24 protein-coding genes are annotated in these 25,243 nt (G+C 64.8%); 7 read left to right on the top strand and 17 right to left on the bottom strand.

Annotated elements, in window-relative coordinates:
• The 5 genes from NKF27_RS03835 to NKF27_RS03815 form a co-directional block, all read right to left on the bottom strand.
• Entirely contained in the window at positions 1 to 888 is an 888-nt protein-coding gene (locus NKF27_RS03835) for a branched-chain amino acid ABC transporter permease (RefSeq protein WP_045991867.1), read from the bottom strand.
• 70 nt (positions 889 to 958) lie between these two features.
• A complete protein-coding gene (locus NKF27_RS03830) occupies positions 959 to 2,206 on the bottom strand; it encodes an ABC transporter substrate-binding protein (RefSeq protein WP_045991866.1) in 1,248 nt (415 codons plus the stop codon).
• A gap of 139 nt (positions 2,207 to 2,345) precedes the next feature.
• The gene (locus tag NKF27_RS03825) at positions 2,346 to 3,098 is read right to left on the bottom strand and encodes an ABC transporter ATP-binding protein (RefSeq protein WP_045991865.1); all 753 of its coding nucleotides are present in this window, start codon (positions 3,096 to 3,098) and stop codon (positions 2,346 to 2,348) included.
• Positions 3,095 to 3,871, bottom strand: a complete 777-nt coding sequence (locus NKF27_RS03820; protein WP_124802746.1) for an ABC transporter ATP-binding protein — start codon at positions 3,869 to 3,871, stop codon at positions 3,095 to 3,097. Before NKF27_RS03820 ends, NKF27_RS03825 begins: the two co-directional genes overlap by 4 nt.
• 335 nt (positions 3,872 to 4,206) lie before the next feature.
• Positions 4,207 to 5,586: an L-serine ammonia-lyase gene (locus NKF27_RS03815; RefSeq protein WP_253555381.1), complete on the bottom strand. Its 1,380-nt coding sequence runs from the start codon at positions 5,584 to 5,586 to the stop codon at positions 4,207 to 4,209.
• A gap of 239 nt (positions 5,587 to 5,825) precedes the next feature.
• On the opposite strand from NKF27_RS03815, the gene NKF27_RS03810 reads away from it, so the two are divergent.
• Positions 5,826 to 6,749 (top strand): LysR substrate-binding domain-containing protein, encoded by a 924-nt coding sequence (locus tag NKF27_RS03810; protein ID WP_108448077.1) that lies wholly within the window; start codon positions 5,826 to 5,828, stop codon positions 6,747 to 6,749.
• 179 nt (positions 6,750 to 6,928) lie between these two features.
• Positions 6,929 to 7,576 carry a hypothetical protein gene (locus NKF27_RS03805; protein ID WP_253555380.1) on the top strand — a complete coding sequence of 216 codons (648 nt, stop codon included), beginning with the start codon at positions 6,929 to 6,931 and terminating at the stop codon, positions 7,574 to 7,576.
• A gap of 216 nt (positions 7,577 to 7,792) precedes the next feature.
• On the opposite strand, the gene rpoD is transcribed toward NKF27_RS03805, so the two are convergent.
• The 3 genes from rpoD to rpsU form a co-directional block, all read right to left on the bottom strand.
• Positions 7,793 to 9,628, bottom strand: coding sequence for an RNA polymerase sigma factor RpoD (gene rpoD / locus NKF27_RS03800; RefSeq protein ID WP_108131339.1), 1,836 nt, complete (start codon positions 9,626 to 9,628; stop codon positions 7,793 to 7,795).
• A gap of 312 nt (positions 9,629 to 9,940) precedes the next feature.
• Positions 9,941 to 11,755, bottom strand: a complete 1,815-nt coding sequence (dnaG, locus tag NKF27_RS03795; RefSeq protein WP_253555379.1) for a DNA primase — start codon at positions 11,753 to 11,755, stop codon at positions 9,941 to 9,943.
• A gap of 198 nt (positions 11,756 to 11,953) precedes the next feature.
• The gene (rpsU, locus tag NKF27_RS03790) at positions 11,954 to 12,169 is read right to left on the bottom strand and encodes a 30S ribosomal protein S21 (protein WP_013333229.1); all 216 of its coding nucleotides are present in this window, start codon (positions 12,167 to 12,169) and stop codon (positions 11,954 to 11,956) included.
• Positions 12,170 to 12,558: 389 nt separating this feature from the next.
• Here rpsU and tsaD point away from each other — a divergent pair, with 389 nt between their 5' ends.
• Complete coding sequence (gene tsaD / locus NKF27_RS03785) at positions 12,559 to 13,587, top strand: tRNA (adenosine(37)-N6)-threonylcarbamoyltransferase complex transferase subunit TsaD (RefSeq protein ID WP_108131338.1); 1,029 nt, start codon at positions 12,559 to 12,561, stop codon at positions 13,585 to 13,587.
• Between the two features lie 79 nt (positions 13,588 to 13,666).
• Here tsaD and NKF27_RS03780 read toward each other — a convergent pair whose 3' ends face one another.
• A complete protein-coding gene (locus tag NKF27_RS03780; RefSeq protein ID WP_045991857.1) occupies positions 13,667 to 14,254 on the bottom strand; it encodes a glycerol-3-phosphate acyltransferase in 588 nt (195 codons plus the stop codon).
• A 204-nt stretch (positions 14,255 to 14,458) separates the two neighbouring features.
• On the opposite strand from NKF27_RS03780, the gene folB reads away from it, so the two are divergent.
• Together folB and folK are read left to right on the top strand one after the other, a co-directional pair.
• Positions 14,459 to 14,824 (top strand): dihydroneopterin aldolase, encoded by a 366-nt coding sequence (gene folB / locus NKF27_RS03775; RefSeq protein WP_253555378.1) that lies wholly within the window; start codon positions 14,459 to 14,461, stop codon positions 14,822 to 14,824.
• Positions 14,824 to 15,366, top strand: a complete 543-nt coding sequence (gene folK, locus NKF27_RS03770) for a 2-amino-4-hydroxy-6-hydroxymethyldihydropteridine diphosphokinase (RefSeq protein ID WP_045991855.1) — start codon at positions 14,824 to 14,826, stop codon at positions 15,364 to 15,366. The genes folB and folK overlap by 1 nt, the downstream gene beginning before the upstream one ends.
• Positions 15,367 to 15,379: 13 nt before the next feature.
• Here the strand turns inward: folK and NKF27_RS03765 are convergent, their stop codons facing one another.
• From NKF27_RS03765 to NKF27_RS03730, 8 genes are all read right to left on the bottom strand, one after another.
• Positions 15,380 to 16,540 carry a polynucleotide adenylyltransferase gene (locus NKF27_RS03765; RefSeq protein ID WP_301271177.1) on the bottom strand — a complete coding sequence of 387 codons (1,161 nt, stop codon included), beginning with the start codon at positions 16,538 to 16,540 and terminating at the stop codon, positions 15,380 to 15,382.
• On the bottom strand, positions 16,537 to 16,875 hold the full coding sequence (glpE, locus tag NKF27_RS03760) for a thiosulfate sulfurtransferase GlpE (protein WP_045991853.1): 339 nt from the start codon (positions 16,873 to 16,875) through the stop codon (positions 16,537 to 16,539). Before glpE ends, NKF27_RS03765 begins: the two co-directional genes overlap by 4 nt.
• Before the next feature lie 66 nt (positions 16,876 to 16,941).
• Positions 16,942 to 17,754 (bottom strand): symmetrical bis(5'-nucleosyl)-tetraphosphatase, encoded by an 813-nt coding sequence (locus NKF27_RS03755; protein ID WP_108448070.1) that lies wholly within the window; start codon positions 17,752 to 17,754, stop codon positions 16,942 to 16,944.
• A 39-nt stretch (positions 17,755 to 17,793) separates the two neighbouring features.
• Entirely contained in the window at positions 17,794 to 18,174 is a 381-nt protein-coding gene (apaG, locus tag NKF27_RS03750) for a Co2+/Mg2+ efflux protein ApaG (protein WP_045991851.1), read from the bottom strand.
• The gene (gene rsmA, locus NKF27_RS03745; RefSeq protein WP_045991850.1) at positions 18,171 to 18,983 is read right to left on the bottom strand and encodes a 16S rRNA (adenine(1518)-N(6)/adenine(1519)-N(6))-dimethyltransferase RsmA; all 813 of its coding nucleotides are present in this window, start codon (positions 18,981 to 18,983) and stop codon (positions 18,171 to 18,173) included. The genes apaG and rsmA overlap by 4 nt, the downstream gene beginning before the upstream one ends.
• 41 nt (positions 18,984 to 19,024) lie before the next feature.
• Positions 19,025 to 20,074 (bottom strand): 4-hydroxythreonine-4-phosphate dehydrogenase PdxA, encoded by a 1,050-nt coding sequence (gene pdxA / locus NKF27_RS03740; RefSeq protein ID WP_222515614.1) that lies wholly within the window; start codon positions 20,072 to 20,074, stop codon positions 19,025 to 19,027.
• 11 nt (positions 20,075 to 20,085) lie between these two features.
• Positions 20,086 to 20,733 carry a SurA N-terminal domain-containing protein gene (locus NKF27_RS03735; RefSeq protein WP_253555377.1) on the bottom strand — a complete coding sequence of 216 codons (648 nt, stop codon included), beginning with the start codon at positions 20,731 to 20,733 and terminating at the stop codon, positions 20,086 to 20,088.
• 73 nt (positions 20,734 to 20,806) lie between these two features.
• Positions 20,807 to 23,269: an LPS-assembly protein LptD gene (locus NKF27_RS03730; protein WP_253555376.1), complete on the bottom strand. Its 2,463-nt coding sequence runs from the start codon at positions 23,267 to 23,269 to the stop codon at positions 20,807 to 20,809.
• 188 nt (positions 23,270 to 23,457) lie between these two features.
• Between NKF27_RS03730 and NKF27_RS03725 the strand changes: the two genes are divergently transcribed.
• Both NKF27_RS03725 and murU read left to right on the top strand, forming a co-directional pair.
• On the top strand, positions 23,458 to 24,507 hold the full coding sequence (locus tag NKF27_RS03725; RefSeq protein WP_253555375.1) for an aminoglycoside phosphotransferase family protein: 1,050 nt from the start codon (positions 23,458 to 23,460) through the stop codon (positions 24,505 to 24,507).
• A complete protein-coding gene (murU, locus tag NKF27_RS03720) occupies positions 24,504 to 25,181 on the top strand; it encodes an N-acetylmuramate alpha-1-phosphate uridylyltransferase MurU (RefSeq protein ID WP_253555374.1) in 678 nt (225 codons plus the stop codon). The genes NKF27_RS03725 and murU overlap by 4 nt, the downstream gene beginning before the upstream one ends.
• Positions 25,182 to 25,243: the final 62 nt, after the last annotated feature.

The following is a 25,243-nucleotide window of genomic DNA, read 5'->3' as shown; positions in this document are numbered from 1 at the left end:
TCAGGCCTCCTTTCCAAACAGCCCGGCGGGCCTCAGCATCAGCACCATGATCATCACCAGGAAGATCACGGTGTTGGCTGCCTCCGGGTAGTACACCTTGGTCAGCCCCTCGATCAGCCCCATGGCAAGACCGGTCAGGATGGCACCGAGGATCGAGCCCATGCCGCCGATCACCACCACCGCGAAGACCACGATCAACAGACTCGAGCCCATGGTCGGTGACACCGGGTACAAGGGCGCGGCGAGTACCCCGGCGAAGGCCGCCAGGGCCACCCCGAAGCCGTAGGTCAGGGTGACCAGCAGCGGCACGTTGACGCCGAAGGCCTGCATCAAGGCGGGGTTCTCGGTGCCCGCCCGCAGGTAGGCGCCAAGCCGGGTTCGCTCGATGATGAACCAGGTGCCCAGGCATACCACCAGGGCCGCCACCAGCACCCAGCCGCGATAGGTCGGCAGGAACATGAAGGGCAGCTTGATGCCGCCGCTCAACGCCTCGGGAATCGGGTAGCTGGCCCCGGACACGCCGAACAGGTTGATCAGGCTACCCTCGAAGATCAGCGCCAGGCCGAAGGTCAGCAGCAGCCCATAGAGGTGATCCAGGTGGGCGATGCGCCGCAGCACCAGACGCTCGAGCAGAGCACCGAAGGCGCCGACCACCAGCGGCACCAGCAACAGCGCCAGCCAGTAGTTGATGCCCAGGTACTGAGCCCCGAGCAGTGCAGCAAAGGCACCCAGCATGTACTGGGCGCCGTGGGCGAAATTGACGATCTTCAGCAGACCGAAGATGACCGCCAGCCCCAGGCTGAGCAGCGCATAGAAGGCGCCGTTGATCAGCCCCAGCATCAGCTGGCCCATGAACACCGCCAGCGGTACGCCGAATATCATGGTCATGATGATTTCCCTTGAGCATCAGGCCGGGGCACCACCCTGGTGACCCCGGCGTAGATCGAGCGCGGGCGGCTCAGTTGACGAGCTTGCAGGAACTCTCGGACAGCGGACGGTAGGCCTCTTCGGCCGGGATCGTGGCCTGGATCTCGTAAAGGTCCCACTCGCCCTCGGAGTCGGCGGGAGCCTTCACCTCGGCCAGGTACATGTCATGCACCATGCGACCATCCTCGCGAATCTGGCCATTGCGAGCGAAGAAGTCGTTGATCGGCGCCTCGCCCAGCTTGGCCCTGACGGTGGCAGGATCGTCGGTGCCGGCGTCTTCCAGCGCCTTCAGGTACTGGGTGGTGCTGGAGTAGATGCCGGCCTGAACCATGGTCGGCATCTTGCCCACCCGCTCGAAGTAGCGCTCGGCCCACTCGCGGGACTCGTCATCCATGTCCCAGTACCAGCCGGTGGTCAACAACAGGCCCTGAGTCGTCTCCAGGCCCATGGCATGGACGTCGTTGAGGAAGATCAGCAGGCCGGCTAGCTGCTGGCCACTCTGGGTCAGGCCAAACTGGCTGGCCGTCTTGATCGCGTTGACGGTGTCGGAGCCGGCGTTGGCCAGACCGACGATCTTGGCGCCGGAGCCCTGGGCCTGAAGGATGTAGGAGGAGAAGTCGCTGGTCGGGAACGGATGGCGAACGCGATCGATGATCGTGCCACCGTTGTCGGTGACCACCTTTTCCACGTCGCTCTCGAGGGCATGACCGAAGGCGTAGTCGGCGGTGAGCATGAACCAGCTGTCGCCGCCCTGCTCGACCACCGCCTTGGCGGTACCGTTGGCCAGCGGATAGGTGTCATAGACGTAGTGAATATGGTTCGGGGTGCAGTGTTCGTTGGTGATGCTCGAGGCCGCCGAGCCGGAAATGATGGCCAGACCACCGGCCTCCTCCAGCACCTTGGTCACGGCGATGGACACCGAGGAGGCGACCATGCCGGCCACCAGGTCGACGTTCTGCTGGTCGACCCAGCCGCGCACGGTGTTGGCGCCCACGTCGGCGCTGTTGCGATCGTCGGCGCTGAACACCTCGATGGGGGCACCGGCGACTTCGCCGCCGAAGTCCTCTACCGCCATCTTCAGCGCTTCGAGGCCGCCGGGGCCGGCCAGGTCACGGTAGGTGCCGGACATGTCGGCCAGATAGCCGATACGCACCTCGCCATCGCTGATGGCATCCTGCGCCATGGCCGACGATGCCAGGCCCAGGCCGGTGGCGGCGGCGACCGCCAGGGCCAGGTGGCGGCGGGCAAGACGGGGGGAGGAAGCGTGTACCTTGGTCATGGGAGGCTCCTGGGGCCAGCGGCCCTTGTTGTTGTTGAATAGGTTGTTGTTTAGAAAGTGGTTGTTGAACGGCTACTGCCGGACATCTTGTGGTTGATGCAAAGGTCCTCTAAGGCCTGGAAGACAGCGGCCATGGACACTAGACCCCGAGCAGGCTGTTGAGGTGCTCACGACGAGCGTCCAGATCACGCGCCTCGATGGTCTCGATGATGCGACCGTGTTCCATCACGAAGTGGCGATCGGCCAGGGGCGCGGCGAAGCGGAAGTTCTGCTCCACCAGCACGATGGTCATGCCCCGAGACTTGAGAGTAATCAGCACCTCGGCGAGCTTCTGGTTGATGACCGGTGCCAGCCCCTCGGTGATCTCGTCGAGCAGCAGGATCTCGGCCCCGGTACGCAGGATGCGGGCCATCGCCAGCATTTGCTGCTCGCCGCCGGACAGCCGCGTCCCCTGACTGCGACGCCGCTCGTAGAGGTTGGGGAACATGGCGTAGATGTCATCCAGGCTCATTCCGCCCGAGCGCACGGTGGGCGGCAGCAGCAGGTTCTCCTCGACGTCGAGACTGGCGAAGATGCCACGCTCCTCGGGGCAGTAGCCGACCCCCAGACGCGGGATGTGATGAGGCTTCATGGCCAGGGTCTCCTGGCCGTTGATCTTGATCGAGCCACTGCGCGAACCGACCATGTTCATGATGGTCTTCAGGGTGGTGCTGCGTCCGGCCCCGTTGCGCCCCAGCAGGGTCACCAGCTCTCCACGCTTCACGCGCAGCTCCACGCCGTGCAGGATATGCGACTCGCCGTAGAAGGCGTTGACGTCCGCTAGACTGAGCGCTTCGTCACCATGGGCGCCGACCGCCGGTGACGCAGTTGGCCTGTCGAGAGTCTGATTCATGCGCTGGCCTCCTCACCGACGCTGGCTTCACTGCCCATGTAGGCTTCACGCACCGCCGGATCGGCCGAGACGCTGGCATAGTCGCCTTCGGCCAGTACCGAGCCCCGGGCCAGCACGGTGATGCGATCACAAAGACGACTGACGACGCTCAGATTGTGCTCGACCATCAACACGGTACGCCCGGCAGAAACCCGCCGAATCAACTCGACGATACGGTCGACGTCCTCGGCTCCCATGCCCTGGGTGGGCTCGTCGAGCAGCATCACGGTGGGCTCCAGCGCCAGGGTGGTGGCCACCTCCAGCGCACGCTTGCGTCCGTAGGGCAGCTCCACGGTGAGGACATCGGCGACGTCGGCCAGTCCCACTTGCTCGAGCAGTTCCATGGCACGCTGGTTGAGTGGCTCCAGCGAGCGCTCTGACTTCCAGAAGTGGAAGGAGGTGCCGAGCTTGCGCTGCAGGGCCACACGCACGTTCTCGAGCGCGGTCATGTGGGCGAACACGGCGGATATCTGGAACGAACGCACCAGCCCCAGCCGCGCGATCTCGTTGGCCCGCATGCGGGTGATCGGCTTGCCGCGATAGAGGATCTCGCCGCGGGTCGGCGGAAGAAACTTGGTGAGCAGATTGAAGACCGTGGTCTTGCCGGCGCCGTTGGGGCCGATCAGGGCGTGGATATGCCCTTCCGTGATCTTGAGATCCACGCCGTCCACGGCGGTGAAGCCACGAAACGACTTGGTCAGGCCACGGGTCTCTAGCACGTACTGCTGGGTCATGTGGCGTCCTCTGCGGGACCGGGGTCCCTGGCTTGAGGTTGTTATGGTTGTTCGATGCCGCGATGGCGACGCTCTACTTTACGTTTACGTAAGCTAGAAGAGTCAAAGGCCCGACGCAATTGGCCAAGCGTTGAACAAGACCAAAGATGTATTCTCCGCATTTCAATAGGTTGCTTACGACAAACCGGCAACACCTTGGCCCCGCGAGGTTTTCCCCCTGAAAAGCACAAGGCCCCCGTCGCGCTGGCGCGACGGGGGCCTGAAGGAAGAGGCTCCAATGGTTCGGTCCTCGTCGAGCGACTGGTCAGCCACCACGACCAGGGCCCGCGTCCTGCTCAGCACTCGATGGCGTTGACGGCGAGTCCCCCCTTGGAGGTTTCCTTGTACTTCTCCTGCATGTCGGCGCCGGTGTCGCGCATGGTGCGGATGGCCTTGTCCAGCGAGATGAAGTGCTCACCATCACCGCGACAGGCCATCAGGGCGGCGTTGATGGCCTTGACCGAGGCAATCGCATTGCGCTCGATGCAGGGCACCTGGACCAGGCCTCCGACCGGATCGCAGGTCAGCCCCAGGTTGTGTTCGAGGCCAATCTCGGCGGCGTTCTCGACCTGGGGAACGCTGGCCCCCATGACTTCGGCGAGTCCGGCCGCGGCCATGGCGCAGGCCGATCCCACCTCACCCTGACAGCCCACCTCGGCGCCGGAGATGGAGGCATTCTTCTTGCACAGGATGCCGACGGCGCCGGCGGTCAGCAGGAAGTTGACCACGTCCTTCTCGGAGGCACCGGGCTGAAACTTCATGTAGTAGTGCAGCACGGCGGGAATGATCCCCGCGGCGCCATTGGTGGGCGCGGTGACCATGCGCCCACCGGCGGCATTTTCCTCGTTGACCGCCAGGGCGTAGACGTTGACCCAGTCCATCGCCGAAAACGTCGTGGCGATCAGTCCGGCGTCATCGCCCATCGCCTCGAGACGGCGATACAGTGACGCGGCGCGACGCTTGACGTTGAGCCCGCCAGGCAACACCCCTTCCCCCTCGACACCACGGTTGACGCAGGCCTGCATGGCTTGCCAGATATCCCACAGACCGGAGCGCACCTCGACTTCGCTGCGCCAGGCCTTCTCGTTTTCCAGCATCAGCTCGCTGATGCTCATGCCATGCAGACGACACAGCGCCATCAGTTCCGCGCCGCTGTTGAAGTCGTAAGGCAAGGGGGTGGTGTCGGAATCCAGCGCTCCGTCCCGGGCCTGGGCCTCGTCGACGACGAAGCCACCTCCGACCGAGTAGTAGGTCTCGCGCTTGACCTCCTCGCTGTGCCCCTTGGCCACCAGCGTCATGGCGTTGGGGTGATAGGGCAGGCTCTCCTCGTGCCACTGCAGGTCTCTGGCCCACAGGAAAGGCACCGCCACCTGACCACCAAGCAACAGGGTCTGGCTCTCGAGCAGCTCTTCGATGCAGGGGCCAACAACGGCCGGATCGATGCGGTCTGGACGCTCACCCATCAGTCCCATCACGCAGGCGCGATCGGTGGCGTGGCCCTTGCCGGTGGCCGACAGCGAACCGTAGAGGTGAATCTCGATCCCCGCGACGCGCTCCAGCAGGTCCTGCGACCGCAGCGCCTCGACGAAGTCGTAGGCGGCCTTCATCGGCCCCACGGTGTGGGAGCTGGACGGCCCGATCCCGATCTTGAACAGGTCGAATACGCTGATAGCCATGGCGCTGCCTCTTGTACGAATGACGCGAAGTGTGGGGCATGAGGGGCGGAGGTCCGAGACCTGCGAGGTCAATTTCGCTAAAGCGAGGGCTGTCGTTCCTCCGGGATATCGTTATGCTGGCTGCCATCGCTTCGATGGACAAGGCAGAATATCTTGCCTTCACTATAGCTCAGCTAAACCATACCTAAACCACCGCCATACCACGGCCAGACCATGACCTCTTGTCGGAACACATCGCAATGAGTCGACTGCTCAACGCCCAGACCCACGCCTGGCTGAAGGGGTTCGCCGTCAGCGCCCGCCACCTGTCCTTCACCCGAGCGGCGGAGGAACTGCACGTCACCACCGGCGCCGTCAGCCAGCAGATCAAGCAACTGGAGGACCGGCTGGGCTTCAAGCTGTTCCGACGCCTGCCCCGTCGCCTGGAACTGACCGAAGAAGGCAAGCGCCTGGCCGCCGTGGTGGACGACGCCTACCAGGCGGTGGGACTCGAGGTGAGTCGCCTGCGCAGCGGGGTAATGAGCGGGGTCATCCGCCTGCGCTCGGTGCCCTCCTTCCTCAACAAGTGGCTGATGCCCCGCCTGCCGCGTCTGCAGGCCAGGTTTCCCGATATCGAACTGCATATCACCGCCGAGGACAGCAACATCTCGTTGCGTGACGGCGACTTTGACCTCGCGCTCGACCTCAACGACGGCCACTATCCGGGACTTGCCATCACCCCGCTGATGCAGGAACGCATCTTCCCGGTCTGTTCACCCGGCCTGCTGAAGGGCCGCCCACCACTCAGACGTCCCGAAGACCTGGCCTGGTACCCGCTGCTGCATGACATCACCGCCTGGCGCGGCAGCCAGGAGTATGGCGAGTGGCGCCACTACCTGTCCGCCATCGGCGCCCCTTCGATCAATCTGGAGCGTGGCTACACCTTCAACCGCAATCACCTCACCATGGAGGCCGCCATCGCCGGCATGGGCGTGGCGATCGCCCGGGAAACACTGATCACCAGCGAGTTGAAGAGCGGCGCCCTGATCGCCCCCTTCCGTGCCCGCGTCGACAGTGGCAAGCAGTACGGCATCGTCCACGCGGCAGGCGCCACCGACGATCGCCGGGTCAAGGCCGTGCACGACTGGCTGGTGGAGGAGGCCAGCCGCAGCACAAACCACTAACCCCCGTGCCTGGACGAGCGGCCCAGGCCAGGTCATCGGGCACCTGTCTTGCGCCTTGCCTATGCTGTATAAGCATATGGCGAAGACTGGCGAAGAATCCTTTGGGATTCCCAGACACTCCCCCGGCTCGACGGGTATAATCACGCCCAGATACACCCCTTTTCTGGAGATTGAGAGGGATGCTCAATACCCCCCCTTCCATTGCGCCTACCATCAGCTTTCGCGCGACCTGCGCCAGAGCCTTGCTCTATATCCTGATCATCGGCGCGATGATGCAGGGCGTGCTGTGGGAGACCGGCCTGCCCGAAAAGATTCGCTTCAGCGAAGTCGGCTTTACCGAGAGCATGCAGACACTGTGGCTGCTGATCAGCTGCCTGCTGCTGATCTACGCCCGCCAGGTGCTGGGCGGCCTGCAACGGGTGACGCTATTGATGTTCGGCCTGCTCGGCGCCGCCCTGATTCGCGAGCAGGACGCCTTTCTCGACGCCTACGTCTTCGACGGCGCCTGGCAGACCCTGGTGACCCTTCTGCTGCTGCCCATTCTCTATTGCGTGCTGCGCCAGCGTCACGCCTTCGTACGCGAGTTCGAGGAGTTCGTCGAAAGCTTCGCGTTTGGCCTGTTTGCCGCAGGCTTCCTCTGCACCTTTGCCTTCTCGCGGCTCTACGGCCGCAGCGAGATGTGGGAGGCCCTGCTCGCCGAACGCTACGTCAGGGTATTCAAGGACGCCGCCGAAGAGGTCACGGAACTGTTCGGGTACACCCTGCTGATGTTCGCCATGGTCGAACTGGTGCTGTGGATCCGCCGGCGCCAGGCCAGCAGCCAATAGCTCGCGACCACCACAGCGTCGTGACACGACAACGCCCGCGGCCATCACCGCGGGCGTTGTCACTTTCAGCCTTCGCTCGCCGGAAACGCTCGCTTGCGGCAGCGCTTCACCCTGATTCGATGACATGAAAAAACGCCCGTGGCTTTCGCCACGGGCGTCCTGTGCTCACCCTACTGCTTCGCTGTCGAAACAAGCCCTACTCGGTCGAGACAGGCGTTACTCGTCGAGGAAGGAGCGCAGCGGTTCGGAGCGGGTCGGATGGCGCAACTTGCGCAGCGCCTTGGCCTCGATCTGACGGATACGTTCGCGGGTCACGTCAAACTGCTTGCCGACCTCCTCGAGGGTGTGGTCGGTGTTCATGTCGATACCGAAGCGCATCCGCAGCACCTTGGCTTCGCGGGCGGTCAGGCCACCGAGCACGTTGCGCGTGGCTTCGACGAGGCCCTCGCCGGTGGCCGAGTCGATCGGCAGCACCATGGTGGAGTCTTCGATGAAGTCACCCAGGTGCGAATCGTCGTCGTCACCGATCGGCGTCTCCATGGAGATCGGCTCCTTGGCGATCTTGAGCACCTTGCGCACCTTGTCTTCCGGCATCTCGAGACGCTCGCCCAGTTCTTCAGGCGTCGGCTCGCGCCCCATCTCCTGCAGCATCTGCCGCGAAACGCGGTTGAGCTTGTTGATGGTCTCGATCATGTGCACCGGAATACGGATGGTGCGCGCCTGGTCGGCGATGGAACGCGTGATCGCCTGACGAATCCACCAGGTGGCGTAGGTCGAGAACTTGTAGCCGCGACGATATTCGAACTTGTCCACCGCCTTCATCAGGCCGATGTTGCCTTCCTGGATCAGGTCGAGGAACTGCAGGCCGCGATTGGTGTACTTCTTGGCGATGGAGATGACCAGACGCAGGTTGGCCTCGACCATCTCCTTCTTGGCACGGCGAGCCTTGGCCTCACCGATGGACAGGCGACGATTGACCTCCTTCACCTCGCTCACCGGCAGCTGGATCATCTCCTCCTCGAAGGCGATCTTGCGCTGGGCACGCTGAACGTCGGCCTTGAGCGGCGCGAGACGATCGGCGTAGCGGGCGTTGTCGGCCATGAAGTCGTCGAGCCAGTCGAGCCGGGACTCGTTGCTCGGGAAGGCCTTGATAAAGGCCTTGCGCGGCACCTTGGCCTGCTTCACCAGGAGCTGCATCACCGTCTTTTCCTGGGCACGCACCTGCTCGACGCTGATGCGGACCTGTCCGACCAGACGTTCGAAGTGCTTGGGCACCAGCTTGATCGGAGAGAACAGCTCGGCCAGACGTGCCAGCTCTTCCTGAGCCTCACGGGACTGACGACCGTGGGTCTCGATGGCGGCGTTGGCGGCCTGGCTCTGCTCGCGAATCTGCCCGAAACGCGCACGGGCCTCTTCCGGATCCGGGCCACCACCGGAGTCGTCCTCTTCTTCCTCACCGTCTTCGTCGTCGTCGCTGGCGGCCTGCTCGTCCACCTCGGGCACTTCAGCCTCGGCCACGCCGGGGATGCCTTCGTCGGGGTCGATGAAGCCGGAAAACAGGTCAGAGAGACGTCCCGGCGCTTCCTCGTCCTGGGTGGCATCGTAGGCATCGAGGATCGACTCGACGGCACCCGGCACATAGGCCAGCGCCGACATGACTTCACGGGTGCCTTCTTCGATGCGCTTGGCGATCTCGATCTCACCTTCACGAGTCAACAGCTCGACGGTGCCCATCTCGCGCATGTACATGCGCACCGGGTCCGTGGTGCGACCGACATCGCTTTCCACCGCGGCCAGGGCCGCCACTGCCTCTTCAGCCGCGGATTCATCGGTTGAGTGATCCGACATCATCAGGGTATCTTCGTCGGGAGCTTCCTCGACGACGTTAATACCCATGTCATTGATCATGCCGATGATATCTTCCACCTGGTCGGGGTCGGCGATATCTTCGGGAAGGTGGTCGTTGACCTCGGCATAGGTCAGGAAGCCCTGTTCCTTGCCGCGCGCGATCAACTCCTTCAGACGTGACTGCTGCTGCGCATTTCCAGCCATAGAAACCCTATCTCGACGAAGAAGAATGAAGCACCTGAAGCGCTAAGGTGGAGAAACTCGGTAAGCCGGACAGTATAGCGGTTTTGGGGCCACTTCTGCCAGTCTGGAGTGTTTGCGCGATGTCTCAGGTGTGTTAGTTTATCTGGTTGCGCCACTTGTCAGCGCCGTATCCCTTAGATGGTGATGGTAGGACAAAATTCAACCCTACCCGCATCCATACCTCATATTTGTCGTCGAACGCTCACAGGTTCTTACCATTGGTGGTAGCCGAACCTGCCGTCGTGACAGCGCTCGCGCCCTCCCGCAAGCGACCTAGCGCCCCGCCGCCAGCAACTCCATCAAGCGCCCGCGTTCTTCACTCGACAACCGCTCGCCGGACTGTTGCCGCCTCAGCAAGGCGTCGATCTCTTCCTGCCGGGACGGGGTCTGACTGGCTCTCTGAAAATAGCTCACCAGACCATCGAGCTCCGCCGCCCTGGCTGCCACCGGGATCAACAACTCCCGTCGCGCCAGCGCCGCCAGCCGCTCACCGTCCTCGCTACCGTGGAAGTGCATCAGCAGCACCTGAGCGCTTGAATAGCCGCCAGCACGAAGCAAGGTAATGACCTCCCGGCACAACCGGGCGTCCTCATCCTGCCCCCCGCACCAGTCCAGCGATTCGGGCAAGCGCTCCACCAGCCTGGGCTCGTGAACCAGCAATTGCAGGGTTCGCGCCATCAGGCCAAGGGCGCCCCCGGAACGGCGCGGCCGTGGAGCCGGCTCGCCGTCCTCGACGACGGGTTCGAAAAACTCATCGACCGGCGCGAAGTCGTTGTCCTCGGGCGCCGGCGCCAGCAGCGCCTCGAAGCGCGACTGCTCGACCCCGGTGCGACGTGAGAGCTCGGTCAGCATCAGCGACTTGAGCACCCCCTGCGGCAGCTTCTCGATCGCAGCCAGCACCTGACTGGCGTAGCGCTCTCGCGATTCAAGCTGGGCCAGATCGCGCCCCTGGGCGGCGTGCTCGAACAGAAACTCCGACAGAGGGCTTGCGCACGTCACCCGATCCTCGAAAGCCTCGGTTCCCTCCTTGCGCACCAGGGAGTCGGGATCCTCTCCCTCCGGCAGGAACAGGAAGCGTGCCTGGCGACCATCGATCATCTCCGGCAGCACCGTTTCCAGCGCCCGCGCCGCCGCCTGACGTCCCGCCTTGTCGCCGTCGAAGCAGAACACTACTTCGCTGACCAGACGGAACAGCCGACGCAGGTGATCGGCGGTGGTGGCGGTGCCAAGCGTCGCCACCGCGTTGCGGATGCCGAACTGGGCCAGCGCCACCACGTCCATGTAGCCCTCGACGATCAGCAGGCGTTCCAGGCGATGATTGGCCTGACGTGCCTCATAGAGGCCGTAGAGCTCGCGCCCCTTGTGGAACACCGGCGTCTCTGGAGAGTTCAGGTACTTGGGCTTGGCGTCGCCCATCACTCGGCCGCCGAAGCCAAGCGTCCTGCCGCGAATGTCGCGGATCGGAAAGACGACCCGATCGCGGAAGCGGTCGTAGCTGCGGCCACTGTCCTCGTGATGCACCAGCAGGCCGTACTCGATCTGCACCGACTCATCGACGCCCTGGCTGCCCAGGTGTCGCTTCAGCGCCTCCCACTGGGCCGGCGCGTAGCCGATGCCGAAGGTCTCGCGCACCTCATCGGACAGCCCTCGACCCTCGAGGTATTCGCGCGCCGCCTTGCCTTCTGGCATCTTGAGCCGCTCGCGAAAATAGCTGGCCGACATTTCCAGCAGGTTGACGCCTTCCTTGCGCTTCTTCTCGCGGGCCTGGGCGCGAGGGTCGTCCGCCCCTTCCCTCGGCACTTCCATTCCCATCCGCGAGGCCAGCTGCTCCACCGCTTCGGGAAACCGCAGCTTGTCGTACTCCATCAGAAAGCGCAGGGCGTTGCCGTGGGCGCCGCAGCCGAAGCAGTGATAGAACTGCTTGTCCGCACTGACCGTGAAAGACGGGCTCTTTTCCTGGTGGAAGGGGCACAGACCGGAATGGTTGCGCCCGGCCTTTTTCAGCTTGACGCGCTCTCCCACCACTTCGACCACGTCGACGCGGGCAAGGAGATCATCGATAAAACGCTGGGGAATCTGACCGGCCATATTCTGCTCGACAGGAGCTCTCTCGACTGAAGCGCGCTAGTCCAGACTGAAACGCGCTAGACAATGCACTAGCAGGAGCAAGAGAAGCGAAGCGGGAGTCGGCGACAAACGTCAGAAAAACAAGCGGCCACCTCAATGGCGGCCGCTTGGCGTCCTCCTGAACCGAGGGCGGCGGACCGCGCTCGACTCAAGTACGGATCAATAGAGCCGTTCGAAACGCTTGCGCTCGCGCTGGAGCTTCTTGGCGTGACGCTTGACAGCGGCAGCAGCCTTGCGCTTGCGCTCGGCAGTCGGCTTCTCGTACTGCTCACGACGACGAACCTCGGACAGAACGCCGGCTTTTTCACAGGAACGCTTGAAGCGACGCAGAGCGACGTCAAACGGCTCGTTATCACGTACTTTGACAGAAGGCATTAAGCACTCACCTACCTTGGGTAACTTGAGTTCGGTTTGTACGCACACCTTCAAGGCCAATACCCCGCACCACTCCTTGTCCGGCCAACCCTTGAGCTGACAACAGCTTAGCGCAGGAACCCTGCGGGCATGACCTGAAACGGAACAGAGACGGGGGAAGCGAGCCCTGGATGCACGACCCAGTCTTGCAGCGGACAGTATTTTAGTGACCATCCCGCTTTCTTGCAAATGCTTTCGTCTCGCTCACCCTTCAATCTGCACCCGCCGCCAGCGCTGCTTGCCTGCCACAAGGCGCGCCGCGGCCGCCGAAAGGGAGCCCGTCGCTTATGCAGCGGAAGCCAAATCGGCGTAGAATACTCCCCCCTTTCACCGTTTCCCGAGCCCGATCCATGCGCGTACTAGGCATCGAAACCTCCTGCGACGAGACCGGCGTCGCCCTTTACGACACCGACCGCGGCTTGCTGGCCGATGCGTTGCATAGCCAGGTGGCGATGCACGCGGACTACGGCGGTGTGGTGCCGGAACTCGCCTCTCGCGACCATACCCGGCGCCTGCTGCCGCTGATCGACCAGGTGCTCTCTGGAGCACAGCTCGAACGCACCCAGCTGGACGCCATCGCCTACACGGCAGGCCCCGGGCTGGTCGGCGCGCTGATGGTCGGCGCCAGCACCGCCCACGGCATGGCCCGCGCACTCGGCATTCCGGTGCTCGGCGTTCACCATATGGAAGGACACCTGCTCGCTCCCATGCTCGAGGACGAGCCTCCGGCCTTTCCCTTCGTGGCATTGCTGGTCTCGGGCGGCCACACCCAGCTGGTCCAGGTTGACGGCATCGGGTGCTATCAACTGCTGGGCGAATCGGTGGACGATGCCGCCGGTGAAGCCTTCGACAAGGCTGCCAAGATGCTGGACCTCGATTACCCCGGCGGCCCGCGGGTAGCTGCCCTGGCCGAGGGCGGCGACCCGGGCCGCTTCCGCTTCCCCCGGCCGATGACCGATCGCCCGGGTCTCGACTTCAGCTTTTCGGGGCTCAAGACCCACACCCTGACCGCCATTCGTCAGTTAGAACAGGCTGGCCAGCTCGACGACCAGGCCCGCGCCGACGTCGCCAGAGCCTTCGAGGAGGCCGTCGCCGACACCCTGGCGATCAAGTGCCGTCGGGCCCTCAAGCAGACCGGGCTCACCCGCCTGGTGGTGGCCGGCGGTGTCAGTGCCAATGTGCGCCTGCGCGCCAAGCTGGAAGAAGCGACGCGAAAACAGGGGGCTCGCGCCTACTACCCTCGCGGCCGCTTCTGCACCGACAACGGGGCCATGATTGCTTATGCCGGTGCTCAGCGTTTGATCGCAGGAGAAAAGGATACCGTGGGTCAGATGAAGGCGGTGCCGCGCTGGCCGATGGATCAACTCAGCGCGCCGTAGTCGACTAGCAAGAAGAAAGGGCCATGATTGCGCTCTCTATACGCCCAGGAGCCCAGCCTGCCCCATCGAGCCGGTCGCTTTACAGGTGGGGCTCCTTGCCCTGGCGCAACCGGCCGATATTGATGGCGTGGCGGGCCACCACAAGACCGGCGAACACCAGCACTACCCAGACAAAGTCCGGCGCCAGCCACAGGCTCAGCAGCGGGGCCAGGGTGGCGCTGGTCAATGAGGCCACCGCCGCGGTGTGCGCCCACCAGGCAAGCAGCGCCCAGATCACGGCGCTGACCAGGGCTACCCCAGGGGTCAACAACAGCATCACGCCGAAGGCGCTGGCCACCGCCTTGCCACCACGGAAGCGATACCACGCCGGGTAGCAGTGGCCCAGCAGCACACCGAGCCCCACCAGGCCTAGCCCCCAGGGCGGCAGTTCGAGCCACAGGCCGAGCAGCAGCACCGGCCAGCTTTTCAGGGCGTCGATCGCCAGCGTCGCCAGCGCCAGCGGCACGCCGTGCTGGCGAAGCACATTGGAGAAGCCGGGATTGCAGGAGCCGCTGAGCCGCGGATCCGGGCGCCCGGCCCAGCGGCAGACGCTGATGGCGCCCAGCCAGGTGCCGCTCAGGTAGGCAAGAGCGGTCAAGGGCAGTATCACTTCCAACGATGAACCCATGGCGACTCCTGACCCGACGCAACCGGTGCTGGCGAAAGATGCCACACTCAAGGGCATTCCGTCGTAGTTTGCCAGTACGAGCACTCGCGAGTCACCCGCGGCCTGTTTCCCGGGGGGCGGCTCAAGTACAATCGGGCGCCTTGTCACACCTGCTTTTCCCGGTTCTTGCTTAGCGGCCGGGAGGACAATCACCGGGGATCACCGATGGATCAGGTACTGATCGAAGGCCTTGAACTGGATACCGTCATCGGCGTCTATGACTGGGAGCGCAGCATCACCCAGCGCCTGACGCTGGACCTGGTGCTGGCCACCGACATCCGCGCTGCAGCGCAAGACGATGACCTGAGCCAGACCCTCGACTATGACGCCATCAGCCGTCGCATCGGGGTCTTCGCCGAAGAACACAGCTTCGAGTTGGTGGAAACCTTTGCCGAGCGGCTGGCGGAACTATTGCAGGAGGAGTTCAGCGTGCCCTGGCTGAAGATGACCCTGCGCAAGCCCGGGGCGGTGGCCAACGCCCGCGCCGTAGGCGTCAGCATCGAGCGCGGTCAGCGCCCCGGGGGCCACTGATGGCGCTGGTAACCCTGAGTCTTGGCAGCAATATCGAGCGCGACCAGCATATTCGCGTCTGCCTGGACGCCCTGTCGGAGACCTTTGGCGAGCTTGCCATCTCGCGGGTCTACGAAAGCAAGCCGGTCGGCTTCGAAGACGGTCGCAACTTCTACAACCTGGTGGTCGCCCTCTACAGCGACTGGTCCGTTGGCGAACTGCAGGCCTGGTGCAAACGGCTCGAGGCCGCCAATGGTCGACGCAAGGACAGCCCCAAGTTCAGCCCTCGCACCCTCGACGTGGACATCCTCACCGTCGGCGAGCAGGTAGGCGACATCGACGGCGTCAGCCTGCCGCGAGGCGAAATCCTGCACCACGCCTTCGTGCTCTGGCCCATGGCCGAGCTGCTGCCGGAGCACCGCCACCCCCTCGACGGGCGCTGCTATCAGGAGATCTGGCAGGCATTCGACGCAGACGACCAGCCGTTGTGGCCCATCGAGTTCCACTGGGGGGATCGGGCGCTGCCTTCACGCGCGGCACTCGAGGGGACTCTCGAGCAGTAGCCCCGCAAGCCCGCTAGCGCCAGGCGTCTTCCAGGACGGCAAGCCGCCTGTGTCGTAGCTCCTGACCCAGCGCCGCACCCTTGAAGCCCTCATCGAGCAGGTCTCTGGGCGAGAGCGCCAGCGCCGTACGATAGCCCAGCGCCAACCGTTCGGCGTCCCCGGGACGCCTAAGTGCCAGCACCGCCAGCAGCGGTGCCACCCGCTCACCGCGGCGCCAGGCGTCGATGCCATCGAGCCAGTCCATGGCGATCGACGGCGCCGAGCGATCACCGTCCTGAGCAAGCGACGACGCCAGCTGCCGGGTCGACGCCAACTGATGCCCGGCGTCACGATAGTCGTTGGGTAGCTTGAGGCGTTCCTCCAGGGCCTTGCGTGCGGGCGCACTCAACGCCTCCACCAGTCGCCCCCAGCGCCAACAGGGCGAACCGGACAACGCCTCGGGCAATCTCGTCATCCGCACAAGCGCGCGCTCAAGGGCATCACCGCCCGCCTCGTTCAGCGCCGGCATCAGTCGCTCAAGTGCACCGCAGGCGGCCAGGGCATCGAAGTAATGCCGCGGCTCGGGCTCGCCGAGCGCTTTCTCGGTCTCCACCCAGACCCGCTCGGCCACCAGATGGTCGAGCTCACCGCTGTCGGCCAGTTGGCGCATCAGCGCCTGGGTCGGTTCGGCGATGCGAAAGCCTAGACCCGCATAACGGGCCAGAAAGCGGGCGGTACGCAGCACCCTCAAGGGATCCTCGACGAAGGCCGGGCTGACGTGGCGCAGCAGCCGATCATCGAGGTCTCGACGGCCATCGAAGGGATCCACCAGCGCGCCGTCGAGTGACTCGGCCATGGCGTTGATGGTCAGATCGCGGCGGGCCAGGTCTTCCTCCAGAGTCACCTCGGGGCTGGCGTGCACCACAAAGCCGGTATAGCCATGACCGGACTTTCGCTCGGTCCGCGCCAGGGCGTACTCTTCGTGGGTCTCGGGGTGCAGAAATACCGGAAAGTCGCGCCCCACCGGGCGAAAACCACGCTGGCGCATGGCCTCGGGGGTGGCACCGACCACCACCCAGTCGGTGTCCTTCACCGGCCAGCCAAGCAGCGCGTCGCGTACCGCGCCACCCACCCGATAGACCTCCAGCCCCGCACAAGGCTCGTCGCCCTGACGCTGCTCGCGTTCCTGGGTCATGACGCCGTCCGGCTCACCCGTTCGGGCAGGCGATGCTGCCACTCGGTAAAGCCACCATCGAGGCTGTAGACGCGCTCGAAGCCCTGGGCGCTGAGCCAGCTTGCCGCCTGCTGACTGGAATGGCCGTGATAGCACACCACTACCAGGGGCCTATCCTTCGGCGTCTGTTCGACCAACGGCCCTACGCTGTGGTTGTCCAGATGGCGGCTGCCGGGAATGTGGCCCTGGGCGTAGCTGCCGGGATCGCGAATATCGACGAGACACAGCTCGCCTTGCTCATCGAGCCACTGGCTCAGGCGCTCGATATCCAGATGTTCGAAGGCGGCGGACGTCATATGGACTCCTTGATAAAGGGAAGGGTCGGGCACGCGGAAGCGGGTCTCGGCGAGTGGCCTGCGGCGTTACGCAAACTGCCGACTGGGCACGCTGATGCGCTCGCCGCTGTCCAGGTCCAGCGCGGTCAGACTGCCGCCCCAGACGCAGCCGGTATCCAGCGCCTCGGCGCGAACCCGACTGCCGCTGGCCTCGCCGTTGAGCGCGGCCCAGTGGCCGAACAGCAGCCAGGGATCATCCTGGCGAGGGTACTGAAACCAGGGAGCGAAGCCATCCGGCGCACTGTCCAGGCCTTCCTTGGCGTCGAAATCCAGGCGCCCCTCGGCGTCGATGAAGCGCATACGGGTCAGGGTATTGACGATGGCCCGCAGGCGGTCGACCCCTTCCTGGTGCGGCTTGAAGCGGCGCGGACGATTGCCGTACATGCGCGTGAGAAAATCGCCGGCACGCTCGCCGGTCAGCATCCACTCGACCTCACCGGCCAGCGACTCGGCCTGATCCAGCCCCCACTGGGGCGGCAGGCCGGCGTGGGTCATCAGGGTATTGCCATCGCGCACCAGCAGCGGCCTGGCCTGGAGCCAGTCGAGCAGGGTCTCGCGATCCTCGGCCTCTAGAATATCGTCGATGGTGTCCTTGCGCTTGGTCGCGGCGCCACCTCGCGCCACCGCCAGCAAATGCAGGTCGTGGTTGCCTAGCACCACCCTGGCCGCCTCCCCCAGCGCCATCACTTCGCGCAGGCAGGCCAGCGACCCCGGCCCGCGATTGACCAGATCTCCGGCCAGCCACAACTGATCCCGACGTGGATCGAAGTCGAGCGCCTCGAGCAGGGCGATGAATTCCTCGTGACAGCCTTGAAGGTCACCGATAGCGTAGCGTTTCATAGGATCTCGGGGCTCTTGAAGGGCGTTCGATTCGCCAGATCAGTGAATCTGGTTGGGTGTGGCCAGGCGAAACACCGTGATCGGCACCTCGAAGGGACGCTGGCTGGCGGTGTCCACGCAGGTGTAGGCCCCTTCCATGAACCCTACCGGCCCGTCGAGAATGGCACGACTGGTGTACTGAAAGGTCTGACCGGGGCCTATCATCGGCTGCTTGCCGACCACCCCCTTGCCGCGAACCTCCTGGACCTGCCCGCTGGTCTGGGTGATCTTCCAGAAACGCGCCATCAACTGGATATTCCCCGGCGAATGATTGTGCACCGTCACCGTGTAGCTGAACACGAAGCGGTTCTCCATCGGCGAAGATTCATCTTCACGATAGGCGGGCTCCACATCGACCCTTACGTCAGGCATCTCGCTCATGACGGATTCTCCTCTGCACTCAAGGCGTTGGCGATGGACACGAACTCTTCCACCTCCAGCGTCTGGGGCCGCCGGCTCGGATCGATACCGAGGGCCTCGAGGGCGTCACCGTCGATGCGTCCCTTGAGATTGTTGCGCAGCGTCTTGCGCCGCTGACCGAAGGCCTCGCGCACCACGTCGAACAGCAACGTCTCGTCCTTGGCCCGCCCCTGGGGTCGCTCACGCGGGGTCAGCCTGACGATGGCCGAGTCCACCTTGGGACGCGGCACGAAGGCCTCCGGCGGTACCACGAACAGCGAATCGACGTCGCAGAAGTACTGCGCCAGCACCGACAGCCGCCCACGATCACCTCCGCCCGGTGGCGCCGCAAGACGATCCACCACCTCCTTCTGCAGCATGAAGTGCATGTCCTGGATGGCGTCGCCGGCCCTGAGCAGGTGCGAGATCAGCGGGGTCGAGATGTTGTAGGGAAGGTTGCCGACGACCCTGAGTGGCTGGCCCTCGCCGCGTAGCGCAACGAAGTCCATCTTGAGGGCGTCGCCTTCGTGGATGACGAAGTTCGGGTGATTGAAGAATTGCACCCGCAGCCCCGGAATCAGGTCCCGGTCCAGCTCGATGACCTCGAGATCACCGTCGGTGGCATCGAGCAGTGGTTCGGTCAGCGCCCCCTGGCCTGGGCCGATCTCGACCATACGGTCGCCGGGGCGCGCCCCGATGGAACGCACGATGCGCGAGATGACGCCGGGATCACGCAAGAAGTTCTGACCGAAGCGCTTGCGGGCCCGGTGCGCCGTGGGGCGGGATGACATGCTTGAATCCTTTGCAAAACGAGGGTTGGGGTGACGGACCTTCAGCGCTCGGCCACCCGGCTTCCCATATCCTCGGCGAGGGCAATCGCCACCGCCAGGCTATCGGGACTGGCAGTGCCATGCCCGGCCAGGTCCAGGGCGGTGCCGTGGTCCACCGAGGTCCGTGCCAGCGGCAGCCCTAATGTGATGTTGGCGGCCTGGCCGAATCCCGAATACTTGAGCACCGGCAGACCCTGGTCATGATACATCGCCAGCACCGCGTCGACGCCGTCGAGATGACGCGGGGTGAACAGGGTATCCGCCGGCAGCGGCCCGTCAAGGGCCAGTCCTTCTTCACGTAGCCGTTCGAGCACCGGGGTGATGATCTCGATCTCTTCGCGCCCGAGATGCCCATCCTCGCCGGCGTGGGGGTTCAGACCGCACACGGCGATCCGCGGAGAGACAACGCCAAAGAAGTCTGTCAGGTCCCGGGCCAGAATACGCAGCACTCGCTCGAGACCCTCTCGAGACAGCGCGTCGGCCACCTCGCGCAGCGGCAGGTGGGTGGTCGCCAGGGCCACCCGCAGCGGTATCGAACGCAATGAATCAGTGGTGGCGTCGGCCGAGACGACGCGCCCGTGCAGGGCGCTGTCGGTGGCCAGCATCATGACCACCTCCTCGACCCCGCAGGCATCGCGCAGGTACTCGGTGTGGCCGGTGAAGTGGTGATGGCCCGCGTCGCGGATCACCCCCTTGTGCAGCGGCGCCGTGACCATCGCCGAGGCCTTGCCGGCCAGGCACTGGGCCACCGCCATATCCAGGGTCTCGAGCACATAGTCGGCGTTGGCCGTCGACAGCACGCCAGGCTCGCTGGCCTCCTTGAGCGCGACCGGCCACACCGCCAGACGCTGCCGGCGCGGCCCCGGATGCGCCTCGCCCGGTGCCACTATGACCACCTCGACATCCAGTCCGAGCGCCAAGGCGCGAGCCCTCAACAGCTCTGGGTCGCCAATGGCGACCCAGTCGGTGGCGTGGCGCGCAGCCAGCATCAGGGCAAGCTCGGGACCGATGCCGGCGGGTTCGCCGGTGGTCACCACGATCGGTGCCTTCATCCGCTGCGACATCAGCCCTGGTTCAGGCGCTTCTCGACGAAGGCCTCGCCGCGAATTTCCTGAACCCACTTCTCGAGTTCATCGCCGGCCTTGCGCTGGAAGATCGCCTGGCGCGCCTCCTCGCGGCTGGTACCGACGCCTTGCTGCTGCAGATAGCGCTCGACCTCGGACTCGGAGATGTTGATCCGGCTGGACACCTGGGCCTGCTGGACCTTCATGATCAGCATCTCGCGACGGATCTGATCACGCACCTGGGACAGGCTCATGCCCTGGGACTCGAGCCGATCGGCGAACTGCTCCAGGCTGACACCGTTCTGGTTGGCCACGGCGCGCACCTGACGATTGAGCTCGGTATCGTCGACGCTCAGGTTCATGCGCTCGGCCATCTGCACCTCGATCTCCTCGACGATCATGCGGTCCAGAATCTGCTCACGCAGGGCCTGCTCCGGAGGAGTGTCCATGTCGCTGGCGCGCAGTCTGGCCATGGCCTGCTCGACACGGTCATCGAGCTGGGAGGCCATGATGGCGTCCTCGTTGACCACGGCGACGATCCGATCCAGCGGCTGGCGGTAACCGTCCTGGGCGTGGGCCGCCACGGTGGTCAGTGCCAGACAGGCGGCCATCGCCAGGGCGGCAAGGGGTCGGCTACGCATAGTCATGCTTCCTCGTTCACTCAGATTCGATGCGGCGAGCACGTGTCTCGTGCTCGCCGCTGGGGATACGCCAGGGTATTTAGTTCAGGCCGGGGCGGTAGCCGGGCACCGCAGACTGGAAGTAGGTGTCCGCTTCGCCACCGAAGCCGCCAAGACCCTTGAGCACAAAGCGCAGGAAGAGCCCGCGATCCGTGGTGTCGTCCTCGATGTTGTTGGCGGTGTCCTCGTCTTCAATCCACTCACGCCACACGACCTGCACACCATAACAGCAGTCGTTCCACTGCACACCCGCCATCTGGTCGAGGGCACGGTCGTTGGTGTTGTCGTAGAGCACCCGGCCGATAATGTCGAAGCGGTCTGTCGCCTTGTAGGCGAACGACATGTCGTACTCTTCGCGGTTGTAGTTGCGGATATCGTCGTCATCGTCGGCGTTGTCGAAGCCTTCGATCTCCCAGCGGTAGCCCAGGTTGAGCACGTGACCGGCGTCGGCACGGTACTGCACGCCGAGGCCGGTGCTCTCGGTGCGACTCTCCTCGTCGTCGTAGAGCCACTGCCAGCGGGTGCTCCAGTTGTCGGTGATCTGCCAGTTGATGCGGGTCACCCAGGGCGAACGATCGCGGGTGGCTTCGTAGTAGTCGAACGACTCCTCATCGCGGGGCAAGGTGTCGGGATCACCGGCCATGTCGATATTGCGGTCCTCGAAGTAGGCCGACTGCCCGACCCCGACAGACAACCGCTCGCGGCCGCTCTGGTCTTCGAGGAAGCGGCTTTCCACGCCGTAGGACAGACGGTTCAGGTCGCCCAGACGATCGCCACCGGAGAAACGGTAGGGCGACCACAGCCGGTTCCAGGAGAACGCCAGTTCCTCGGTGTCGAAGTCGGGGAAGTCGCTCTGGTCACGCTCCGGCACGTAGGCATAATTCAGGCGTGGCTCGAGGGTCTGGCGCCAGTCGTCGCCACCAAAGACGAAGTCGCGCTCGAAGATCAGCCCGGCGTCGATGGTGGTCACCGGTGCGGTCAGCGTCGGGCTCTCGCTGTTGTCGGTGATGCGATCGTCATAGTCGAGATCATAGCTCGTGTGCTGCAGCGCCACGCGGGGTTCGAAGAAGCCCCAGCTCGGCTCGAAGCGGTAGCCCACCGCCGGCGCCAGATCCAGGCGGGCGCCCTTGACGTCTTCCCTGAGCGGGATGCGGCGCTGGGTATCCTCGTAGTCGTAGAAGCCGTTCTCGTCGCCCTCGATATCGCGCCAGAAGTAGGTGGCGTTGGAGTTCCACTCCTGATAGAAGCCGAGGTCCTGGGACCAGCGGCCGTTGGCGGTCAGGCTCGGCAGCCGGTAGAAGGGCTTGTCGCCTTCATCGACCGGGTCGTCAAGCAGCTGATAGCCCTGCGCCTTGGCCTGGAGGTTCCAGGTGTCGCCGAGGTAGTCGATCTGGGCCCGCCGCGCCATGTTGCTGGTATCGGTCTCACCAAAGGTACGCCCGAAGTCATCGAAGTAGCGACCGTCGCTGGCGGCGCCGTAGCGCAGCCGGTAGGGAACGCGCGAGCTGAAGCGCCCGTAGTGGCTGTAGTCGAAGTACCAGCGCTCGTCGCCGTTCTCGAGCTCGGTGGTCGAGTCGTCATCCCCGGCAGAATCGTCGTCACCGATGTAGGCGCCTTCCAGGGTGCCCTGATCGGTGGGAAACAGATAGCGGAACTCCGCCCCCATCAATAACCCGCTGTCGTCGATCCAGCGAGGGGTGATGGTGGCGTCATAGTTGGGCGCCAGATTCAGATAGAAGGGCTGTGCGTAGTCGACACCACCGTCGGAGACGCCGATGGTCGGCCACAGGAAGCCTGTCTGGCGCCGCTCGTCGATGGGAAAGCGCACCCAGGGCCAGTAGAACACCGGCACATCGCCTACCTCCAGGCGGGCATGCTTGGCGGTACCGTAGCCCTGATTGCGATCCAGCAGAATATCGTTGCCGATCAGGCGCCAGGTGCTGTCGCCGGGCTCACAGGTGGTGAAGCTGGCCTCGCGCAGACGGAAGACGTTGTCACTGACTCGCTCGAGCTGGATGGCGTCGCCGCGCAGGCGCGACTCGTGGGCCACGTAGTGGGCCGAATCGATGGTGGCCTGGTCGCTGTTCAGCGACACCTCGGCGCTGTCACCGCGCACCAGCAGGCCCTTGTCGCGCAGGGTCAGGGGACCACTGGCGTTGGCCAGGTCACGCTCCGGTGGTACCTGCACCCGGGTCGCCTCGAGCTGGGTATCGCCCTTGCGCAGCACCACTTCACCGTCGAGCACGGTTTCACCGTCGGTGCCGTAGTTGGCGGTGTTGGATTCGCTGTTGACCTGGCCATCGATGGCCGGCGCAGGAAGGCGGTATTCGGGCTGAACGTAGTAGCCTCGGCACACCGTCCCGGCGGGACGGTCATCACCCCAGGGCTGCCAATCCATCTGGCTTGCCGGCAGGGGTTCAGGAGGAGCCGCCCACAGGGGGGACGACACCAGACTGGTGGTGGCGAGGCCCGCCAGGGCCGTCCATGCGTATCGCTTGGCCATGTTGCACGCTGTCCTCGACGGGGTGAATCGGTATTATACAGGCCGCGGCCGACCTGTAACGCCGATCTGTTCCAACGAGATTCGCGCCACGGCCGCCCTTGATCCATGCACAGCATGCGGTGAGGCCAACGGAGCGTCAACCGACATTGGCATCCTTCGCCCTGCCGCCACCAGGAGTTGTCCCCCCGATGTCCCAGGCTGAAAGCCCCCGCCGACTCGAGCAACTGCGCCTATGGGCACAGGCACAGCACCCGTCCATCGAGGGCTCGAGCGATCTCGTGCTGGCCGCCGGCGACGCCAGCTTCAGGCGTTACTACCGCCTCACCCTGGAAAGTGGGGAGACCCGCATGCTGATGGACGCCCCGCCCCCCCAGGAGGACGTCGGCCCCTTCGTCGCCATCGCCCGTGACTGGCACGCAGCGGGCCTGCCGGTACCCCGGGTCTATGCCGTGGACGCCGACCAGGGCTTCGTGGAGCTTGAGGACCTCGGCGACGAGCCGCTGCACCTGGCTCTCGACGGTGCCGACGGTACCGACGAGGCCACCACCCACGCCCATTTCGACGCCGCCATCGCGCTGCTCGAGGAGCTTCAGCGGAAGGCTCCCAGCGATAGCCTGCCGCCCTACGACGCCAAAACGCTGGCCCGGGAGCTGGATCTGTTCCCCGACTGGTGCCTCGGCCAGTGGCTTGGGATAGACGCCGAGGCGCCAGGCTGGCGAGCGCTGCGCCAGGCGCTGATCGAACAGGCGCTGGCCCAGCCGGTGGTCACCGTGCACCGCGACTTCGATGCCATGAACCTGATGCGTCACGCCGCCGAACTGTGGTTGATCGACTTCCAGGACGCCCTGGCAGGCCCCATCACCTATGACCTGATCTCGCTGTTGCACGGGCGCTATCGGCGCTTCGATGCGGCCACCCGGGCTGCCTGGAGCGAGGCTTTCCGCCAGCGCGCGATAGCCGACGGGCGCCTGTCCGACTCGGTGGATAGCGACAGTTTCCTGCGCTGGGTCAATGCCATGGCTGCCCAGCGTGCGCTCAAGGTGCTCGGCATCTTCTGTCGCCTGACCCTGCGCGACCAGCGCGACGGCTACCTGGCGCGTCTACCTCACTTTCTTGCCCATCTTCAGGACAGCCTCGAGGGGCTGGAGGGCCTCGCGGGACACGCCGACTTCAGCGCCTGGGTCGAAGACAGCCTGCGCCCGCTGATCGAAGCCCGCGTCGCAGAGGTGCGCCCATGAAAGCCATGATCCTGGCCGCCGGTCTCGGCAAACGCATGCGGCCGCTGACCGACCACTGCCCCAAACCCCTGTTGCCGGTGGCCGGCGAACCGCTGATTGGCCACCACCTCAGGCGCCTGGCCGGCTGCGGTATCGAACAGGTGGTGATCAACGTCAGCTACCGTGCCGACCAGATTATCGAGACCCTGGGCGACGGTGAGCGCTACGGGGTATCGATCGCCTACAGTCGCGAGGACGAGCCGCTGGAGACCGCCGGCGGTATCGCCAAGGCTCGCCCACTGCTCGGCGAGGAGCCTTTCGTGCTGGTCAGCGCAGATGCCTTCTGCGACATCGACCCCAGCGCCCTGCCCTCTCTGGAGGGCGATCTGGCCCATCTGGTGCTGGTCGACAACCCCGACCACAACCCGGACGGCGACTTCCACCTGGCGGCCGGCGGCAGAGTTTCGAGCGACGGCTCGCCAAAGTTGACCTACTCGGGGATAGCGCTGATCGACCCGCGTCTGGTGAACGACCTGCCCGCTCCCTGCTATCCTGTCGCTCCACTGCTTCGCGAGGCCATGGCCCGCGACCTCGTCGCCGGCACCCACCATCGGGGAGACTGGGTCGACGTGGGTACGCCCGAGCGCCTCGAGGCGTTGAATCGCCGACTCGGCGGCGCTCCTGGCGAACGCTGATCGAGTCCGGCCGCATCTTGCAGACCGCGTCCTGCAGACCGCATCTTGCAGACCGCATCAAA

It is taken from the genome of Halomonas sp. DN3, from assembly GCF_024137905.1.
In the GTDB taxonomy this organism is placed as follows: Bacteria; Pseudomonadota; Gammaproteobacteria; order Pseudomonadales; family Halomonadaceae; genus Halomonas; species Halomonas litopenaei.
The sequence above is the reverse complement of the archived record's forward strand: the minus strand, read 5'-3'. Positions and strand labels throughout refer to the sequence as shown.

What these genes read in the sequence shown, in the direction of transcription:
- NKF27_RS03835 (WP_045991867.1), bottom strand. Translation starts at nt 888, where the DNA reads ATGACCATGATATTCGGCGTACCGCTGGCGGTGTTCATGGGCCAGCTG.
- NKF27_RS03830 (WP_045991866.1), bottom strand. Translation starts at nt 2,206, where the DNA reads ATGACCAAGGTACACGCTTCCTCCCCCCGTCTTGCCCGCCGCCACCTG.
- NKF27_RS03825 (WP_045991865.1), bottom strand. Translation starts at nt 3,098, where the DNA reads ATGAATCAGACTCTCGACAGGCCAACTGCGTCACCGGCGGTCGGCGCC.
- NKF27_RS03820 (WP_124802746.1), bottom strand. Translation starts at nt 3,871, where the DNA reads ATGACCCAGCAGTACGTGCTAGAGACCCGTGGCCTGACCAAGTCGTTT.
- NKF27_RS03815 (WP_253555381.1), bottom strand. Translation starts at nt 5,586, where the DNA reads ATGGCTATCAGCGTATTCGACCTGTTCAAGATCGGGATCGGGCCGTCC.
- NKF27_RS03810 (WP_108448077.1), top strand. Translation starts at nt 5,826, where the DNA reads ATGAGTCGACTGCTCAACGCCCAGACCCACGCCTGGCTGAAGGGGTTC.
- NKF27_RS03805 (WP_253555380.1), top strand. Translation starts at nt 6,929, where the DNA reads ATGCTCAATACCCCCCCTTCCATTGCGCCTACCATCAGCTTTCGCGCG.
- rpoD (WP_108131339.1), bottom strand. Translation starts at nt 9,628, where the DNA reads ATGGCTGGAAATGCGCAGCAGCAGTCACGTCTGAAGGAGTTGATCGCG.
- dnaG (WP_253555379.1), bottom strand. Translation starts at nt 11,755, where the DNA reads ATGGCCGGTCAGATTCCCCAGCGTTTTATCGATGATCTCCTTGCCCGC.
- rpsU (WP_013333229.1), bottom strand. Translation starts at nt 12,169, where the DNA reads ATGCCTTCTGTCAAAGTACGTGATAACGAGCCGTTTGACGTCGCTCTG.
- tsaD (WP_108131338.1), top strand. Translation starts at nt 12,559, where the DNA reads ATGCGCGTACTAGGCATCGAAACCTCCTGCGACGAGACCGGCGTCGCC.
- NKF27_RS03780 (WP_045991857.1), bottom strand. Translation starts at nt 14,254, where the DNA reads ATGGGTTCATCGTTGGAAGTGATACTGCCCTTGACCGCTCTTGCCTAC.
- folB (WP_253555378.1), top strand. Translation starts at nt 14,459, where the DNA reads ATGGATCAGGTACTGATCGAAGGCCTTGAACTGGATACCGTCATCGGC.
- folK (WP_045991855.1), top strand. Translation starts at nt 14,824, where the DNA reads ATGGCGCTGGTAACCCTGAGTCTTGGCAGCAATATCGAGCGCGACCAG.
- NKF27_RS03765 (WP_301271177.1), bottom strand. Translation starts at nt 16,540, where the DNA reads ATGACCCAGGAACGCGAGCAGCGTCAGGGCGACGAGCCTTGTGCGGGG.
- glpE (WP_045991853.1), bottom strand. Translation starts at nt 16,875, where the DNA reads ATGACGTCCGCCGCCTTCGAACATCTGGATATCGAGCGCCTGAGCCAG.
- NKF27_RS03755 (WP_108448070.1), bottom strand. Translation starts at nt 17,754, where the DNA reads ATGAAACGCTACGCTATCGGTGACCTTCAAGGCTGTCACGAGGAATTC.
- apaG (WP_045991851.1), bottom strand. Translation starts at nt 18,174, where the DNA reads ATGAGCGAGATGCCTGACGTAAGGGTCGATGTGGAGCCCGCCTATCGT.
- rsmA (WP_045991850.1), bottom strand. Translation starts at nt 18,983, where the DNA reads ATGTCATCCCGCCCCACGGCGCACCGGGCCCGCAAGCGCTTCGGTCAG.
- pdxA (WP_222515614.1), bottom strand. Translation starts at nt 20,074, where the DNA reads ATGAAGGCACCGATCGTGGTGACCACCGGCGAACCCGCCGGCATCGGT.
- NKF27_RS03735 (WP_253555377.1), bottom strand. Translation starts at nt 20,733, where the DNA reads ATGACTATGCGTAGCCGACCCCTTGCCGCCCTGGCGATGGCCGCCTGT.
- NKF27_RS03730 (WP_253555376.1), bottom strand. Translation starts at nt 23,269, where the DNA reads ATGGCCAAGCGATACGCATGGACGGCCCTGGCGGGCCTCGCCACCACC.
- NKF27_RS03725 (WP_253555375.1), top strand. Translation starts at nt 23,458, where the DNA reads ATGTCCCAGGCTGAAAGCCCCCGCCGACTCGAGCAACTGCGCCTATGG.
- murU (WP_253555374.1), top strand. Translation starts at nt 24,504, where the DNA reads ATGAAAGCCATGATCCTGGCCGCCGGTCTCGGCAAACGCATGCGGCCG.